The organism is Rhodococcus sp. KRD175, assembly GCF_017168275.1.
Taxonomy (GTDB): Bacteria; Actinomycetota; Actinomycetes; order Mycobacteriales; family Mycobacteriaceae; genus Rhodococcoides; species Rhodococcoides fascians.
The window spans coordinates 5,451-20,086 of sequence record NZ_JABFAQ010000014.1 but is presented as its reverse complement, the minus strand read 5'-3'; the positions used below and the strand labels follow the sequence as shown (position 1 = coordinate 20,086).

Annotated in this window: 13 protein-coding genes; 5 read left to right on the top strand and 8 right to left on the bottom strand. The window is 66.3% G+C overall.

Features of this window, described 5'->3' with window-relative positions:
- Window positions 1–10 precede the first annotated feature (10 nt).
- Together J1M81_RS19900 and J1M81_RS19895 are read left to right on the top strand one after the other, a co-directional pair.
- A complete protein-coding gene (locus tag J1M81_RS19900) occupies window positions 11–697 on the top strand; it encodes an NYN domain-containing protein (protein WP_228139387.1) in 687 nt (228 codons plus the stop codon).
- Entirely contained in the window at window positions 698–4,084 is a 3,387-nt protein-coding gene (locus tag J1M81_RS19895) for an MMPL family transporter (protein ID WP_206498670.1), read from the top strand.
- Between the two features lie 133 nt (window positions 4,085–4,217).
- Here J1M81_RS19895 and J1M81_RS19890 read toward each other — a convergent pair whose 3' ends face one another.
- The 3 genes from J1M81_RS19890 to J1M81_RS19880 all read right to left on the bottom strand — a co-directional run bounded on the left by J1M81_RS19890 (window position 4,218) and on the right by J1M81_RS19880 (window position 7,991).
- On the bottom strand, window positions 4,218–6,131 hold the full coding sequence (locus tag J1M81_RS19890; RefSeq protein ID WP_206498669.1) for a DUF2339 domain-containing protein: 1,914 nt from the start codon (window positions 6,129–6,131) through the stop codon (window positions 4,218–4,220).
- A gap of 75 nt (window positions 6,132–6,206) precedes the next feature.
- A complete protein-coding gene (locus J1M81_RS19885) occupies window positions 6,207–6,857 on the bottom strand; it encodes a DUF1707 domain-containing protein (RefSeq protein ID WP_032369502.1) in 651 nt (216 codons plus the stop codon).
- A gap of 21 nt (window positions 6,858–6,878) precedes the next feature.
- Complete coding sequence (locus J1M81_RS19880) at window positions 6,879–7,991, bottom strand: glycosyltransferase (RefSeq protein ID WP_206498668.1); 1,113 nt, start codon at window positions 7,989–7,991, stop codon at window positions 6,879–6,881.
- Between the two features lie 110 nt (window positions 7,992–8,101).
- Here J1M81_RS19880 and J1M81_RS19875 point away from each other — a divergent pair, with 110 nt between their 5' ends.
- A complete protein-coding gene (locus tag J1M81_RS19875) occupies window positions 8,102–8,491 on the top strand; it encodes a hypothetical protein (RefSeq protein WP_027495362.1) in 390 nt (129 codons plus the stop codon).
- 3 nt (window positions 8,492–8,494) lie between these two features.
- On the opposite strand, the gene J1M81_RS19870 is transcribed toward J1M81_RS19875, so the two are convergent.
- Genes J1M81_RS19870 through J1M81_RS19855 form a run of 4 tightly spaced genes read right to left on the bottom strand, consistent with a single transcriptional unit; the run spans window position 8,495 to window position 11,816 of the window.
- Window positions 8,495–8,713 (bottom strand): hypothetical protein, encoded by a 219-nt coding sequence (locus J1M81_RS19870; protein ID WP_032367104.1) that lies wholly within the window; start codon window positions 8,711–8,713, stop codon window positions 8,495–8,497.
- 37 nt (window positions 8,714–8,750) lie between these two features.
- Window positions 8,751–9,377, bottom strand: coding sequence for a response regulator transcription factor (locus J1M81_RS19865; RefSeq protein WP_206498714.1), 627 nt, complete (start codon window positions 9,375–9,377; stop codon window positions 8,751–8,753).
- Window positions 9,378–9,412: 35 nt separating this feature from the next.
- Window positions 9,413–10,582 carry a MacS family sensor histidine kinase gene (macS, locus tag J1M81_RS19860; RefSeq protein ID WP_032374803.1) on the bottom strand — a complete coding sequence of 390 codons (1,170 nt, stop codon included), beginning with the start codon at window positions 10,580–10,582 and terminating at the stop codon, window positions 9,413–9,415.
- Window positions 10,569–11,816: an AI-2E family transporter gene (locus J1M81_RS19855; protein WP_371128955.1), complete on the bottom strand. Its 1,248-nt coding sequence runs from the start codon at window positions 11,814–11,816 to the stop codon at window positions 10,569–10,571. The genes macS and J1M81_RS19855 overlap by 14 nt, the downstream gene beginning before the upstream one ends.
- 73 nt (window positions 11,817–11,889) lie before the next feature.
- Between J1M81_RS19855 and J1M81_RS19850 the strand changes: the two genes are divergently transcribed.
- A complete protein-coding gene (locus tag J1M81_RS19850; protein WP_032367437.1) occupies window positions 11,890–13,365 on the top strand; it encodes an adenylate/guanylate cyclase domain-containing protein in 1,476 nt (491 codons plus the stop codon).
- A gap of 9 nt (window positions 13,366–13,374) precedes the next feature.
- Window positions 13,375–14,508 carry a YbhN family protein gene (locus J1M81_RS19845; protein ID WP_032367107.1) on the top strand — a complete coding sequence of 378 codons (1,134 nt, stop codon included), beginning with the start codon at window positions 13,375–13,377 and terminating at the stop codon, window positions 14,506–14,508.
- Here the strand turns inward: J1M81_RS19845 and J1M81_RS19840 are convergent.
- The coding region (locus tag J1M81_RS19840) for an integrase core domain-containing protein (protein ID WP_206498713.1) at window positions 14,505–14,636 on the bottom strand (132 nt) is incomplete at its 5' end. The two genes, J1M81_RS19845 and J1M81_RS19840, sit on opposite strands and share 4 nt — an antisense overlap.

The following is a 14,636-nucleotide window of genomic DNA, read 5'->3' as shown; positions in this document are numbered from 1 at the left end:
CAGTACGGACATGCCCGACACCGTGATCGATCCCGCCGAGCTCGGGGCGATCGGTGAGTCCCGCCACAGCAAGCGAGTCCTGCTCGTGTGGGATGCACCCAACCTGGACATGGGTCTCGGCGCGATCCTGGGTGGCCGGCCCACCGCTGCCTACCGCCCACGATTCGATGCGCTGGGCCGATGGCTGCTCAGCCGCACCGCCGAACTGTCCACCTCGGGCACCGCGACGCTCGAGCCCGAGGCAACGGTGTTCACCAACATTGCACCCGGCAGCGCCGACGTCGTCCGCCCCTGGGTCGAAGCATTGCGTAACGTGGGCTTCGCGGTGTTCGCCAAGCCCAAGGTCGACGAAGACAGTGATGTCGACGCCGACATGCTCGACCACATCGACTTCCGCAACCGTGACGGCGGCCTCGCCGGTGTCATGGTGGCGTCCGCCGACGGTCAGGCGTTCAAAGGGCCGTTGGAGGCCATCGCAGCAACCGGAGTACCCGTTCAGGTACTGGGATTCCGGGAGCACGCAAGCTGGGCTGTCACGTCGGACATCCTGGAATTCCTCGACCTCGAGGACATTCCCGGCGTCTTCCGTGAGCCACTGCCTCGGGTGAGTCTCGATTCGCTCCCCGACGAGGGCGCGTGGCTGCAGCCCTTCCGACCGCTGTCCGCCCTGCTCGTCGGGCGCCAAGGAGTTTCTTAAGTGTTCGCCAGATGGGGAGACATCGTCTACCGCCTGCGGTACACCGTTATCGGTGTCATGGTGGCCGGGCTGTTGGGCTTCGCTGCCTACGGTCTCGATCTCAACAGCCATCTCAGTCAGAGCGGTTGGGACGATCCGACCTCGGAATCGGCCCAGGCTGCCCGTCTGGCGGACACGACGTTCGGACGCGACAAGCAGGGTGACGTCATCGTCCTCTACACCGCGCCCGAAGGGTCGTCGATCGACGATCCGGAATTCCAGTCGAAGGTCGTCTCGAGCCTCGAATCGCTCCCCGTCGACCATCCCGACCAGATCGAGAAGGTCAACGGCACCTACTTCAAGGTGCCCGGCGCACCCAACCTCGCGGCTCTCGGTACCAACGACAAGCAACATGCCATCGCCAGCATCGCGATGAAGGGTGCCGACGACACCGAACTGACCAACAACTTCCAGGCCGTCAAGGACGCCTTCTACATCGACGGCGTCGACGTGCAGGTGACCGGTCTTCAGGCCGTGGCCGGCGCACTGCAGTCGACGATGGCCGGCGACATTCACCGCATGGAACTGCTGGCGATTCCCGCCGTCGCGGTCCTGCTGTTCTTCATCTTCGGCGGCGTCGTCGCCGCGGCACTCCCGCTGATCATCGGCGGTCTGACGGTCGTCGGAGCCAACGGCATCGTCAAGGTGTTCACCAACTTCACCGAGGTCAACTCGTTCGTCGCGCCCGTGGTCTCGCTCGTCGGACTCGGGTTGGCCATCGACTACGGACTCTTCATCGTCTCGAGATTCCGCGAGGAACTCGGTGACGGACATACGACGCCACAGGCCGTGCGCCGTACCGTCATGACGGCGGGTCGCACCGTGGTGTTCTCCGCGACGATGATCGTCGCTTCTCTCGGTGGCCTGCTGCTGTTTCCGCAGGGCTTCCTGAAATCGGTCGCATACGGATCCATCGCCACCGTCGCGCTCGCAGCGCTGACGGCCATCACGATCCTGCCCGCGATGCTCGCCATCCTCGGCCCACGCGTCGACGCCCTCGGTCTGAAGTTCATGCGCAAGACCAAGTCGAGCGAAGAGATCGAGAACGGCATGTGGGGCAAGCTCACCCGCTGGGTGATGCGCAACCCCGTCAAGGTCACCGTGCCCATCGTGCTCGGATTGGTCCTTCTGACGCTGCCCGTCGGCAACATCAAATTCGGTGGCATCAACGAGACCTACCTACCGCCGGACAACGTCACCCGCGTCGCGCAGGGAGAGTTCGACAGCCTGTTCCCCGGCCAGCGCACCGAACCCATCAAGATGGTCATCGAGGGCGCGCAGGGCCCGACGCTCGGCGCGATCACCACGCAGGCGAACAACGCTCCCGGATTGATCGAGAAGTTCACCCCCGTCGGTGCCAGCAAGGACGGCGTCATCGTCTTCAAGGCCGGGTTGACCGATCGCAACGACTCGAAACCGGCCATCGACTTCCTCCGCAGCATCGACGTGCCGGACGGCGCGACGGTCATGATCGGAGGTACCCCGGCAATCGAGCAGGACTCGATCAGCGCACTCATCGACAAGCTGCCACTGATGGCCGTGCTGGTGGTGTTCATCGTGACGATGCTGATGTTCCTGACGTTCGGATCGCTGGTGCTGCCGATCAAGGCGGTGCTCATGACCGTTCTCGGCCTCGGTGCCACCATGGGCATCCTGACGTGGATCTTCATCGAAGGTCACGGGGCGGGGCTGATGAACTTCACCCCGGGGCCGATCATGGCTCCGGTGCTGGTGCTGATCATCTCGATTGTGTTCGGCCTGTCCACGGACTACGAGGTGTTCCTACTCTCCAGAATGGTCGAGGCACGCGAAAAGGGTGCCAGCACAAGCGAAGCCATCCGCATCGGAACCTCGCATACCGGACGCATCATAACCGCGGCGGCACTGATCCTCATCGTCGTCACCGGCGCGTTCGCGTTCTCCGATCTGGTGATGATGAAGTACATCGCCTACGGCATGATCGCCGCCCTCATCATCGACGCGACGCTGATTCGCATGTTCCTCGTGCCCGCCACGATGAAGCTGCTCGGCGACGACTGCTGGTGGGCTCCGCAGTGGATGAAGCGCATTCAGCGCAAGCTCGGCCTCGGCGAGACCATCCTCGAAGACGAGCTGCTGCCCACCGGAGACGTGCCCGAACTCGCCCTCGCGGGCGGCGCACCCTCGTCGACCGTCGCACCCCCGATGCGTCCGACACCGCGCCGCGGTGAGCCCCTCACCGAACCCATCCCGGTGGTGGCACCGCACGGAGGCGGACCGATCCGTGCCACGCACGCCGCGAAGGAAGAGTCGCGTCGAAGCGTGACCGGCCGGCCGGCGACGCCACCCGAGCCGACCCGCGCGGCACCGACCACTCCCCCGAAGCAGGCCGAGCCCCAGCCTGATTCGGCGCAGCCGTACTCGTCGCAGGCCTACTCGCCCCAGGCTCGCTCGTCGCAGGCTTACTCGCCGCAGGCGCCCGCGGCGCGTCCCACTCCGCCGCGTCCTGCCGAACCGCGCCCACCCGTATCCGGGCCGACTCGGGCTCCGCAAGTTCCGCCGCGTCCGCACGTCGAACCCGAACCGACTCAGGCAGCGGACGTCGTTCGACCCGCTCCCCCGAGTGACGCACCCGCACCGGCACCGGAACAGTCGCCTCAACCGCCGAGTGCACCCCCGAGCCGTACCCGCAGCACGCGAGCGGGACGGGTCGAGGAGCCGGATTCGCGATCCATCGAAAGTTGGCTGGCCGATCTGCGAGCCCCGAGCGCATCGCAGGCACCACGGCCGAGCACTCCGCGAAGCGAGTCGCTCACCAACGGCTCCCGCGGTTCTGACAGCCACACTTCGAATGGTCTCGGCTCGAACGGTCACAGCACCGGTGCCAACGGGTCGTCGTCCCACGGCTCGACCATCAACGGGGCTGCTACCGACGGAGCCGCTACCAACGGGGCCGCCACGAACGGGGCAGCTTCGAACGGGGCCGACGAGCACGGCACCAACGGCTCGAGCACCGGCACCCACGGCGGCACTGCTGCCGGACGCAACGGTTCCGGGCGAAACGGCAACGCCGACAACGGGTCCGAACGCCGCGGCTCGAACGGAAACGGCATCGACCGCAACGGTTCGGACAGCAGTGGCTCCGTCAGCAGTGGTTCCGACCACCGCACCTCGGAACGACATGACACCGAAAGCAACGGCAACGGTGTCGGGGCGAGTTCGGAATCGGATCGCGAGGAGAAGCCGTCCGGTCGTCGTGCCGCTCCGTCCACCGAAGGCGGCGACAGTGGCCGCCATCGCGGCGGCGACAACGGCCAGGTGCTCAGTGTCAGCGAACTGTTGGCTCGGGAGCGCAACCGCTCACGCTGACGCGAGTCGTCACAGCCGGGAGGCACCCTCCCCCGCAACGCGTGAATGGACCACTGCACCGTCGAGACGTGTGTGCAGTGGTCCATTCACGCTAAAGGGTCAGGAGGCAGCGGGGGTCAGGAGGCAGCGGGGGTCAGGAGGTGACCGCGCCCTCTCGGTCCGCGAATACCTTGGCGTATCGGGTCCCCGCGATCAGCAGCAACAAGCCGACTGCGATGAAGGCGATGACGCGGAAGAGGCCGTCCAGGGCGACGAGGTCGAACAGGAACAATTTGGCGATGGAGGCGGCGGTCAGAGACAGTCCGGCCAGCAGTGCCAGGTGAGCGTGGGCGACACTCCGTAACCCGAAGGCCAGCAGGGCGAATGCTGCGATCATCCACTCGATCGTGGCGGCGGTGTGCCCGGCGGTGAATCCGGTGGTGTTGCCGCCGATCGAGGTTCCCAAGCTCACGGTGGCCGAGGTGAGGCCGTACAGGGCGAGCATTCCGGAGACGATGGCCAGGGTCTGCATTCCGTCGTCGATGAGTTTCAGTTCGGTCAGGACATAGGCGAACGCGAATGCTGTTGCAGCGAGCAATATTCCGCCGATGATGATGCCCGCGTTCCCGGCGGCGTGATCGGAGTCCAGGAGAGCCTCCGGCGGGGAGATCGAGACGAAGGTCAACGCGCCGATCACACCGAACGCGCTTCCGATCAGGTACGCCAACGACGAGCGGGTGCGGTGGGCCGCGGCGAACAGCGCCAGGGCAACCGCGAACAGCACGACCGGACGCACGTCGACCGTCGTCGATCCGACTGCGGCCTGCAGCATGGCCACGGCACCGATGATCGAGACGGTGATGCGGGCATGCGCCGGCAGCCAGTGCACCAGCACCACGATCGCCAGTGCCGCGGCCGCCAGAACCAACTGCACGGTCACGGTGGTCCACCGATCGAACACGCTCGCCGAGATCAACAGCGGCAGCGCGGCCAGAGCTGTCATGACGGTGGCCACCACGTCGGAGACGTTGCGGCGCAGCAGTTCCAGAGACATGCCCATACCGGACGCGGCCACCAGCAGGACGACGAGAAGCAGTCGATAGTCGGTCGGTTCGGACAGGTCGGTGCCGACCAGCGCTATCAGGACCGTGCCGATGAGGGGAAGGGTTCGGACGATCTGCAGCAGCGGCCAATCACGGCCGATCTGGGCCGGGAAGCTCGCAACGTAGGTGGCGATGAAGAACGCGATCAGGGCCAGGGTCGGACCGTCGGTCAGGATGGGCCCGCACGCGGCGACTCCGGCGAGAATCAATGCCGCCATCGGCTGCGACTTCCACTGCACTGCGAGAGCTGTTCCCGCAGCGGCGATTCCGAATGCAGCGATCAGGCCGATCACCGGATCGAGCCAGCCGTACAGGACGGACGTCGCCAGAACGTCGAGGTACAGACCCGCAATACCCGTAGCGGCCAGAGCAATTCCGCCGACGCGTCCTCCGGAGCGACCGAACACTCGCACCCCGGCACCGATCAGTACGAGGGAGAACACCCCGCCTGCGGCGACGCGCAGAGGCGGCCCGAACCAGCCGGCCTGTGCGGCCAGAACCAGCAGCATCACGACGCCGACGAGCGTGACACCCGCGCCCGCGACGGCGAGCAGGCGACTGATGACGCCGTCTCGTTGCCACCACGGCTCACGGGGCGGAGCGGGTGGCCGCGGCGCGACCACCGGCCCTCGCAACGGCGGGGCTGCCATGGACCGGCCGACCGCAGGAGGCGGCGTGACCGGAGGTGCCGACACCGGGCCGTGCGCGGCATAGGGCTGCTGCGGTGCAGGCATCTGGGGCGGCGAGAACGTCTGCGGAGGGACGGTCGGCGCAGACGACCGCGGCACCGGCTGTGGCCTGGCGGGAGCCGAAACGGGCACGGAAGTGGGTGCAGTACCGAGCTGCGACTGCAATGTATGCAGGTCGACGGCCACCTGACGCATGTGGTCGCCCAGGGAATCGAAGCGGCTGGACAGGCGCGCGACGAGTTGCGGGTCCAGCCCGGAGTTCTGGGAAGAAGTCATGGGATAGATCCTGCGGGCCGCGCGGCTCGATAGCCTGAGTAGTGCTACTCGGATCCCTCGAGTAGTCCAGCCCGACTATCCGAAAATTTTACGGAACGAGCTGCCGAAGGGGTGCTTGACGGTGAGGGAACCGAAGCGGACTTTCCCGGTGAGCACCACGTGCAGCGGTCCGTACGGCGGGCCGGTGCGCACCTTGTTGGTGACGGTACCTGCGACGGCCTCGGCACCGTTGACGTCGGCGGTGGCTTCGGTCGGGAGGATCAACGTGACCGAGCTGCAGTAGTCGTCGACGTGGATGTCGACGACCTGGCTGACCATGACGGCCTGCGTGAAGTCGAGTGTCACAGACGACAGCCGCGTCACCACGTTCAACCGGCGCGGTACGTTCCACGGGCCTTTACGGGTGATGGTGGACATGCTGCCGCGCACCGTGTCCGGGGTACCGCCGCCGTGTCCCCAGTGCTCCTGCACGACGCGGCGCGGCGTCGGTTGTGGGGTGGGATCGGCGAAGGGTTTCGGCGACGGGAGGTGCTCGCCGGCGATCTGCATGCCCGGTAGATCGGCGAGTACCGAGTTCAGCTCGCCCCGGGTCTTCGACGCCAGAGCGGTGTCCATTCTTTCGGTGAACTCACCGAGCGACAACATGCCTTGGCCGACTGCTCGTTGCAGCAGCTGCCCGACGTGCTCGCGTTCGGCATCGGACACTCGCAGATCCCTTGCCTCCATGGGCCCAGGGTAGCGAAGTTCTCAGGCGGCGTGCCCGCGGAGAACCGACAACATTCCGTGTACCGATGCGGGCCAGCCGAACTCTTCGGCGCGTACCCTCGCCGCGATCCGGCGGCCGTCGGCCGGAAGTCGAAGCAGCCGTTGAATTTCCGCTGCGAAGCCGTCGGCGGTGTTGATCGAGGATCCACCGCATTGCGGGGTGACGATCTGGGCCAGTGCCGAGGTTTCGGAGACGACGACGGGCGTGCCCGCGGCGAGCGATTCCAATGCCGCGAGGCCGAATGTCTCGTGCGGCCCCGGCGCGAGAGCGATGTCTGCCGAGGCGAGCAGCTCGGCGACGGCCGACCTGCCGTCGACGAAGCCGAGGAAGTCGACGGGCAGCCCGCGGGCGCGTCGTTCGAGGCCCGCTCGTCGGGGGCCGTCGCCGGCGATGACCAACCGAGCCCGCATACCCGAATCGCAGAGCGCGGCAAGCGAATCGATACTGGTCTCGACATGCTTTTCCACCGACAGCCGGCCACAGTGGACCAGCAGCCGGTCGGCGCTACCCAACCATGCCGAGCGCGCGCCGGCTCGGCGACGTCGGGGATGGAACAGCTCGAGATCGACGCCGAGCGGGACTCGATGGACGTTGGGTGTCCCGATTCGATCGAATTCCTGCTGGGCGAACTCGGTGGTGCAGACGACGGCGTCGTACGACTCGGCAGTGCGTCGGTTGGCCGCGTCGGCGAGGGGCCGGGCGTACCGCATCGGCATCGTCTGAGCCAGCAGCCGGTCGAGGCGCTCGTGGGAGATCATCACGCTGCGGATGTCGCGACGCGACGCCCACCTGCCCATTCCGCGCAGGGTCAACCGATCCGACACTTCGATCACGTCCGGACGTAGACCCGACGCGATCGAGGCCACTCGTCGCGGGTCGGCCACACGGTAGCCGCCGGTGAACGGAACTTTCGGTGCCGGCACCTCGACGCGCGTCACTCCCGACGGCAGCGTCGTCTCACTCCACCGGGCACCCGGCACGATCAACGTGACGTCGTGACCAGCGGCCACGTAGCCCGATCCCAGCTGATCGACGGCCGTCCGCAGACCGCCGGACCGCGGCCCGTAGAAGTTCGCCAGTTGAACGATGCGCACCTGCTCAGTCTCTCCAGCCCGACGTCCACCCGATGCCCCGGCGGTGGATGGTGACCGAACGTTCGGCGAATATCCGTGTGGAGACGGCTACCAGCGGGTAGGTGAGGGCTATGCGAGTGACACTGCAATCCACCGGAGACGCCCCGGCACCCGAGGTCTGGGAGCGTTACATGGACCCGACGGTCTGGAAGACCTGGGCTCCGCAGATCATGGGCGTCGAATACCGCGGTGAACGCCTCGACTCCGATACCTCCGGCCGAGTGCTGGGGCCGTTGGGGGTGCCGATCGACTTCGAGGTGCACTCGGTGGACGAACACTCGTGGACGTGGGCGTGGTCGGCATGGTTCCAGAACAGGGCCATCGGCGTGGATCTGACACACGGAGTCGTCTCACGACCCAGCGGAACCCGGGCGTGGATCACCATCGACGGCCCGCTGCCGCTGGTGCTGCCCTACCTGCCGATCGCCAAGTTCGCGCTCGGCAGGCTGTGTGCCCAGTAGGGGCTACTCGGACCGGGTGACGGTCTTCTCGTCGCTCTTGTCGGCCACCTCGGTCGGCTCGGGCGTCGGCAGCTCGGACTCCTCGCCCGACCCGTCCAGATGGCCGTCGAATTCGTCGATGGCCTCGGCGCGCTCGTCACCGGTCTGATCCTGGTCGGCGTCGACGCCCTTCGTGTGCTCGGCCGGATCGACTGTCGTGTCCACTGCTTCGTTGTCGGTCATGGGGTCAAGAGTGCCCGTCGGGCCGGGTCGCAAACCCCTACAGACCCTTTTCGATGGCGTACCGCGTCAATTCGACGCGGTTGGCCAGCTGCAGTTTTCGCAGTGTCGCCTGCACGTGGTTCTCGACCGTCCGGTGGCTGAGCGTCAAACGGGTCGCAATTTGCTTGGCGCTGAGCCCCTTTGCGACCAGCCTGAGCACCTCGGTCTCGCGCTCGGTCAACGTGGGGCGGGTATCGGACTCCGACTCCGGTGACGACGACATCCGCCGGAATTCGCCGAGAACCAAACCGGCCAGACCCGGGGTGAACACCGCTTGTCCAGCTGCGGTGGCGCGGACGGCGTCGAACAGCTCCTCCGCCGATGCGCTCTTGACCAGGTAACCCGTCGCACCAGCTTTGATCGCGTCGAGCACGTCGCTGCGTTCCGCCGACGCCGAGAGCACCAGAATCGTGGATTTCGGGGACGCGTCCAGCACTGCGACGGTGGCATCGGCACCGTTCCCGTCGGGCAGATGCATATCCATGAGGACGACGTCGGGAGTGGTCGCTCGGGCGCGGCGTCCGGCCGCGGCTACTCCGTCCGCGGTGGCGACCACCCGAAATCCGGCGGCCTCGAGATCCCGGGCGACGCCGTCTCGCCACATGGGGTGATCGTCGACGACCATCACCGCGATCTCGGCGTTCGGATTCTCGTCGCCGGTCATCTCGCTCCTCTCGTTCGCGGAACCCGAATTTCCCATTCGGTGCCCTCGCCCTCTCCGGTGTCGAGTATCGCAGTACCACCGAGAGATTCGACGCGGCCGAGGATGGACTTCGAGACGCCCATCCGGCCCTCGGCCTCGGCGGCGGCGAGCCGTCCGGCGGGTATTCCGCGGCCGTCGTCGCGAATGCTCAGGATCAGCTCTCCGTCGACGTCTTCGAGCAGTACGTAGGCCTTCGCATCGGCACCTGCGTGAAGCTCGACGTTGGACAGGGCAGTGGTCACGACGGCAGCGAGTTCCTCGGCGACGTCGGATTCGACGAGCACCGGGTCGGCGGGAGTCGACACCGAGATCGACGTGCCGGCCTGAGTACGCAGCAGGGCGCGCACGTCGACGATCGATCCGGTGTGATCGTCGACCGGAGCCGACTGTTCGGAGATCAGCACGCGCAGAGCGACTTCCTGCTCACCGGCGAGCTCGGCGAGTTCGGCTGCCGGCCCGCCTATTTCGAGACCTCGACGGCGAACGAGGGCCAGCACCTGCAGAACCCCGTCGTGCACCTGTCGGGCCAGCCGCTCACGCTCCTCGGTGATCGCGGCCAACCGTGCCGCACTGCGCAATTCCTCGTGGGCGCGCCGGGCTGTGTTCGACGCCAATCCCAACGCGAGCCCGGCCGACAGCAGTACCGGGGCGGTGGCGTCCGACCACAGGTCGGTGTCGAACCGGTCTCGTACCAGGGCACTGACCAACGACATCACCACACCCGAGGCGATACCGCCCTTGGGCCCCAACAGAATTGCGGCGGAGATGACGGCGTTGGTGGCCCACAGGGTGGTGGGCAGGGTCTGGCGGGTGCTGTACCAGTCGTAGTCGGCCACCAACCGCGTCGACGCCATCAGGGCGATCACGATGATCTGATCTGCGAGCACCACCTGCCAGCGCGGCAGGGTGGCCCTCGAGAGCAGGAGTGCCGAAGCTCCGGACCATACGGCCATCAGGGCGACCAACGCCCAACTCAGCCGCGGGTTGGTGTAGTTGTCGACGGTCGCGGCCTGATAGCTGACGGCGTACACGAGAGTGACCAGGCGGAAGGCCTGCGAGGCCCGCCACAGCGGGCTGTCGGGATCGGCCGAGTTCAGCGTCGGCCGCACTCGGTCAGTCGTCCGCATCGGTCTTCGGGTCTGCAGTGTTCAGCTCCCCCTTGGCAAGTCGATCGGGCTCGGACGAACCGGGAGGAGTGTCCGGGTCGCTGGGTTCGGCGGAGTACAGCGTGTCGCTGACATCGAGTTCTTCGTACACCTCGTCGGGGTCGTCGGCGAGCAGCGACCGGACGGCGGTGTTGAGCACCGCAACGATCGGGACCGCCAGCAAGCCGCCGACGATGCCCGCGAGCAGAATGCCGACGGTGATGGACAGCACGACGGCCAGTGGGTGCAGCCGAACGGCGCGGCCGAGCAGAAGTGGCTGCAACACATGGCCTTCGAGCTGCATGACCGCTATCACGATGCCCAGGGTGATGACGGCGGTGATGAGCCCCTTCGTCACCAGCGCGATGAACACTGCGACGAATCCGGTCAGCACGGCACCGATGATCGGTATGAATGCGCCGATGAACACCAGCGAGGCCAACGGAAGTGCCAGCGGTACACCGAGAATGGCGAGCCCGGCTCCGATGCCCACCGCGTCGGCTGCGGCGACGGCCACCGTCGCGCGGACGTATCCCACGAGCGACCCGAAACCTTGGATGCCGGCTGTGCGAATCTTCTTGCGCGCCTTCGTCGGTGCCAGCCGGGTGACGAACTGCCAGATCTGATCACCGCCGTACAGGAAGAAGATCAGCGTGAACAGCGTCAGCAGCGCCCCGGTCAGAATTTCGCCGATCACCGTCGCCGTGGTCAATGCCCCACTGGTGACGGCCTCCTGGTTGTCCTGGATGACCTTGACCAGATTGTCGGTCGCTTGCCGAATCTGGTCTTCGCTGATGTGCAGCGGCCCGTTGCTGAGCCACTCCTCGACGCTGTTGATCGATTGAGTGAACTGATCGCCCACCTGCGGCAGCCCCTCGATGAACTGCTCGACGATGAACGTCATGATTCCGGCGACGACGCCGATGCTGGCGATGATCACGATGATCACCGCAGCGACACGCGGCACTCCCCGGCGCTGCATCCAGTCGACGATCGGCACCAGGAGAGCGGCCGCCAGCAGCGCCAGACCCAGCGGGATGACCACCGTGCTCAATTTCGCAATCACATAGGCAAAAGTGATGAATCCGGCAAACAGGACCAGCAGTCGCCACGTCCATTCCGCCCCAACCCGTACCAGCGGGTGCACCGAATCTGCGGCCGAAGTGAGGCGCGGGGACGCCCCCGTACCTTGCGCCCGCAACTCGTCGGTGCTCACCCGCTAAATTTAACCTGTGCTGGCATCTTTCCGAGCGGTCTCGCTCACCCTGAAGAGTCGCTGGCCGCTCTATATGCTCTCGATGCTCATCGCCAACGTCTTCGGCGCAGTTCTGGTCTTCGCCTTCGTTCGCTACGGTCTGCCCATTCCGGAGTCGCAATCGATCGTCGCCGATCGCGTCCGCAACGTGTACATCTTCGGTGCGTATCTGGGTGTTGCCCTGGTGGTCAGCCTGATCTACGCGTACACACTGCTGCGCTCGGTCATCAGGTGGCAGCTTCGCGGCGGCCCGCCCACCCGCAAGGAACAGATGACGACGCTGCACGCGCCGCTGCGTCAAGCCATCGTGCACCTGATTCTGTGGATCATCGGCGGCATCATCTTCGTGCTGCTGACCATCGCGGAGATGCCGTCGCTGTCCATCGCCGTCATCGTCACCGTCGGTATGGCCGCCACCGTCACCTTCGGTTTCACCTACATGCTCGGCGAACGCATCCTACGCCCGGTCGCCGCATTGGCACTGAGCGAAGGCCGCTTCGATCGCACGATGACGCCCGGCGTCGGTACCCGCATGGCCATGACGTGGGGACTGGGCACGTTGATGCCCGTCATCGGCATCATCTTGCTGTGTGCCACCCAGCTGACGACCGACCTGGTGTTCTCGCCGAACGCACTGGCCGTGGCCATCATCCTGCTCAGTGTGCTGGCCATCGTGCAGGCCTTCGTCCTGTCGATGCTCACGGCGAGCCAGATCTCCGACCCGATCAGCCAACTGCACAACGCCATCGAACGCGTGCAACGCGGCGAGACCGACGTCGAGGTCGACGTGTTCGACGGCAGCGAGATCGGTCGCCTCCAGGTCGGCTTCAACCGCATGATGGAGGAATCCGCCGAGCGACGCGTGCTGCGTCAGCTGTTCGGCCAGCACGTCGGCGAGGACGTGGCGCGTCGAGCACTGCAGTTCGGTACCGAGCTGGGCGGCGAGACACGATTCGTCGCCGTGCTGTTCGTCGACATGGTCGGATCCACCGCCACCGCGTCGGAACGCCCGCCGAGTGAGGTCGTGGTGTTGCTCAACGAGTTCTTCCGGGTGGTCGTCGACGTCGTCGGACGCCACCACGGCTTCGTCAACAAATTCATGGGCGACGCGGCGCTGGCGATCTTTGGGGCGCCGCTCGACCGTCCCGACGCTCCCACCGCGGCCTTGGCCGCGGCGCGTGAACTGCGTTTCGCTCTGGACGAGATCACCGGACTCGACATCGGCATCGGGGTGTCCGCGGGCCTGGCCGTCGCCGGCAACATCGGCGCGTCCGAGCGCTTCGAGTACACGGTCATCGGAGACCCGGTCAACGAGGCGTCGCGGCTCACCGAACTGGCGAAACTGCGGCCCGGACGCGTTCTGGCATCCACCTCGGCCCTGTACTTCGCCGACGACGAGGAGCAGGAACAGTGGGAGTTGGGCGACCAGGTGCAACTGCGTGGCCGACGACGGGCAACCCACCTGGCCTGGCCGGTGGAGTATCCCGACTCCTCCTCGAGTGACGGTTAGTCTGACAGGATGCCCGACCCCAGCTCGACCAGCGGACCCGCAGCGCGGCGCCCGCGAAACCGGCTGAGATGGGTCAAGTGGATCGCCGCAATTGCCCTGGTCGCTCTGCTGGTGGGCGAGGCAATCTACCTGTGGCCACGGCTGCACGAATCCTGGACAGCAGTACGAGAAATCCATTGGGGCTGGCTGGCTGCGTGCGTATTTGCCCAAGCCGTGTCGCTCAGCGCGTTCGGCCGAGTCCAGAAGCAGCTGCTCGACGCGGGCGGCGTACAGGTGCGGCAACGCAAGTCCGTGGCCGTCATCTACGGCAGCACCGCAATGTCGCTCACTCTGCCCGCCGGCCAGGTGTTCTCGACGGCCTTCACCTACCGCGAGACCCGACGCTGGGGTGCGAGTCCGGTTGTCGCCTCGTGGCAGCTCGCCATCTCCGGCGTCATCGCCGCGGCCGGGTTGGCGGTGCTCGGCGTTGCCGGCGGACTGGTGGTCGGTAGTTCGTTCAATACCTTCACCGTGGTGCTCCCGATCATCGGCGTCATCGCGATCGTGGCCGCTGTCCGATACATCTCGAACCACCCGGAGTCCATCAAACAGTTCGCCCGCTGGGGTCTGCGCAAGTACAACGCGTTCCGCAACCACGATCTCGACGCCGGAGCCGAGGCCATCGACAAGGTCATCGGCCAGATCCAATCCGTACAGCTCGGCAAGCGGGACGGCGCGCTCACACTGTCCTGGTCGGCCGTGCACCGGCTCGCGGACGTCGCGTGCCTGGCGTTCGCGTGCTTCGCCGTCGGCGCAGATCCACGACTGTCCGGGCTGTTCATCGCATTCGCGGCGGGTAAGGCCGTCGGATCCGTTCCGCTCGCACCCGGTGGCCTGGTGGTCGTCGACGCCACCCTTATCGCGTTCCTGACCAGCGCCGCGTCCATCACCGCATCTCAGGCAGTGGCGTCGGCCTTGGTCTATCGCGGGGTCAGCTTCATCTTGGTCGCCATCGTCGGGTGGATCGTGTTCCTCGTCCTGTTCCGTAAGCACCAGCACGCCGATCTCGAATTCGACATCGCCCTCGAGCGGCAGGAGACCTCCGATCTCGGCCGAGCCGCCGAGCACGATCGCGACTCCAAAGGCGATCCGGAGACCGCCTAGCTGTTCTTCTCGGGGACGTTGTGGACGGTCAGTCGCTCGATGGGTGACTTGCCGCCGATGCCTGTGTGGGGTCGGTGGTGATTGTAGTGATGGATCCAGTCTTGGTAGGTCGCCGCTCTGGCTTCGTC

Excerpts from the sequence above, each read along its gene's own strand:
- J1M81_RS19900 (WP_228139387.1), top strand. The coding sequence starts at position 11 with ATGCCCGACACCGTGATCGATCCCGCCGAGCTCGGGGCGATCGGTGAG.
- J1M81_RS19890 (WP_206498669.1), bottom strand. The coding sequence starts at position 6,131 with ATGACTTCTTCCCAGAACTCCGGGCTGGACCCGCAACTCGTCGCGCGC.
- J1M81_RS19885 (WP_032369502.1), bottom strand. The coding sequence starts at position 6,857 with ATGGAGGCAAGGGATCTGCGAGTGTCCGATGCCGAACGCGAGCACGTC.
- J1M81_RS19875 (WP_027495362.1), top strand. The coding sequence starts at position 8,102 with ATGCGAGTGACACTGCAATCCACCGGAGACGCCCCGGCACCCGAGGTC.
- J1M81_RS19870 (WP_032367104.1), bottom strand. The coding sequence starts at position 8,713 with ATGACCGACAACGAAGCAGTGGACACGACAGTCGATCCGGCCGAGCAC.
- J1M81_RS19865 (WP_206498714.1), bottom strand. The coding sequence starts at position 9,377 with ATGGTCGTCGACGATCACCCCATGTGGCGAGACGGCGTCGCCCGGGAT.
- macS (WP_032374803.1), bottom strand. The coding sequence starts at position 10,582 with ATGCGGACGACTGACCGAGTGCGGCCGACGCTGAACTCGGCCGATCCC.
- J1M81_RS19850 (WP_032367437.1), top strand. The coding sequence starts at position 11,890 with ATGCTCTCGATGCTCATCGCCAACGTCTTCGGCGCAGTTCTGGTCTTC.
- J1M81_RS19845 (WP_032367107.1), top strand. The coding sequence starts at position 13,375 with ATGCCCGACCCCAGCTCGACCAGCGGACCCGCAGCGCGGCGCCCGCGA.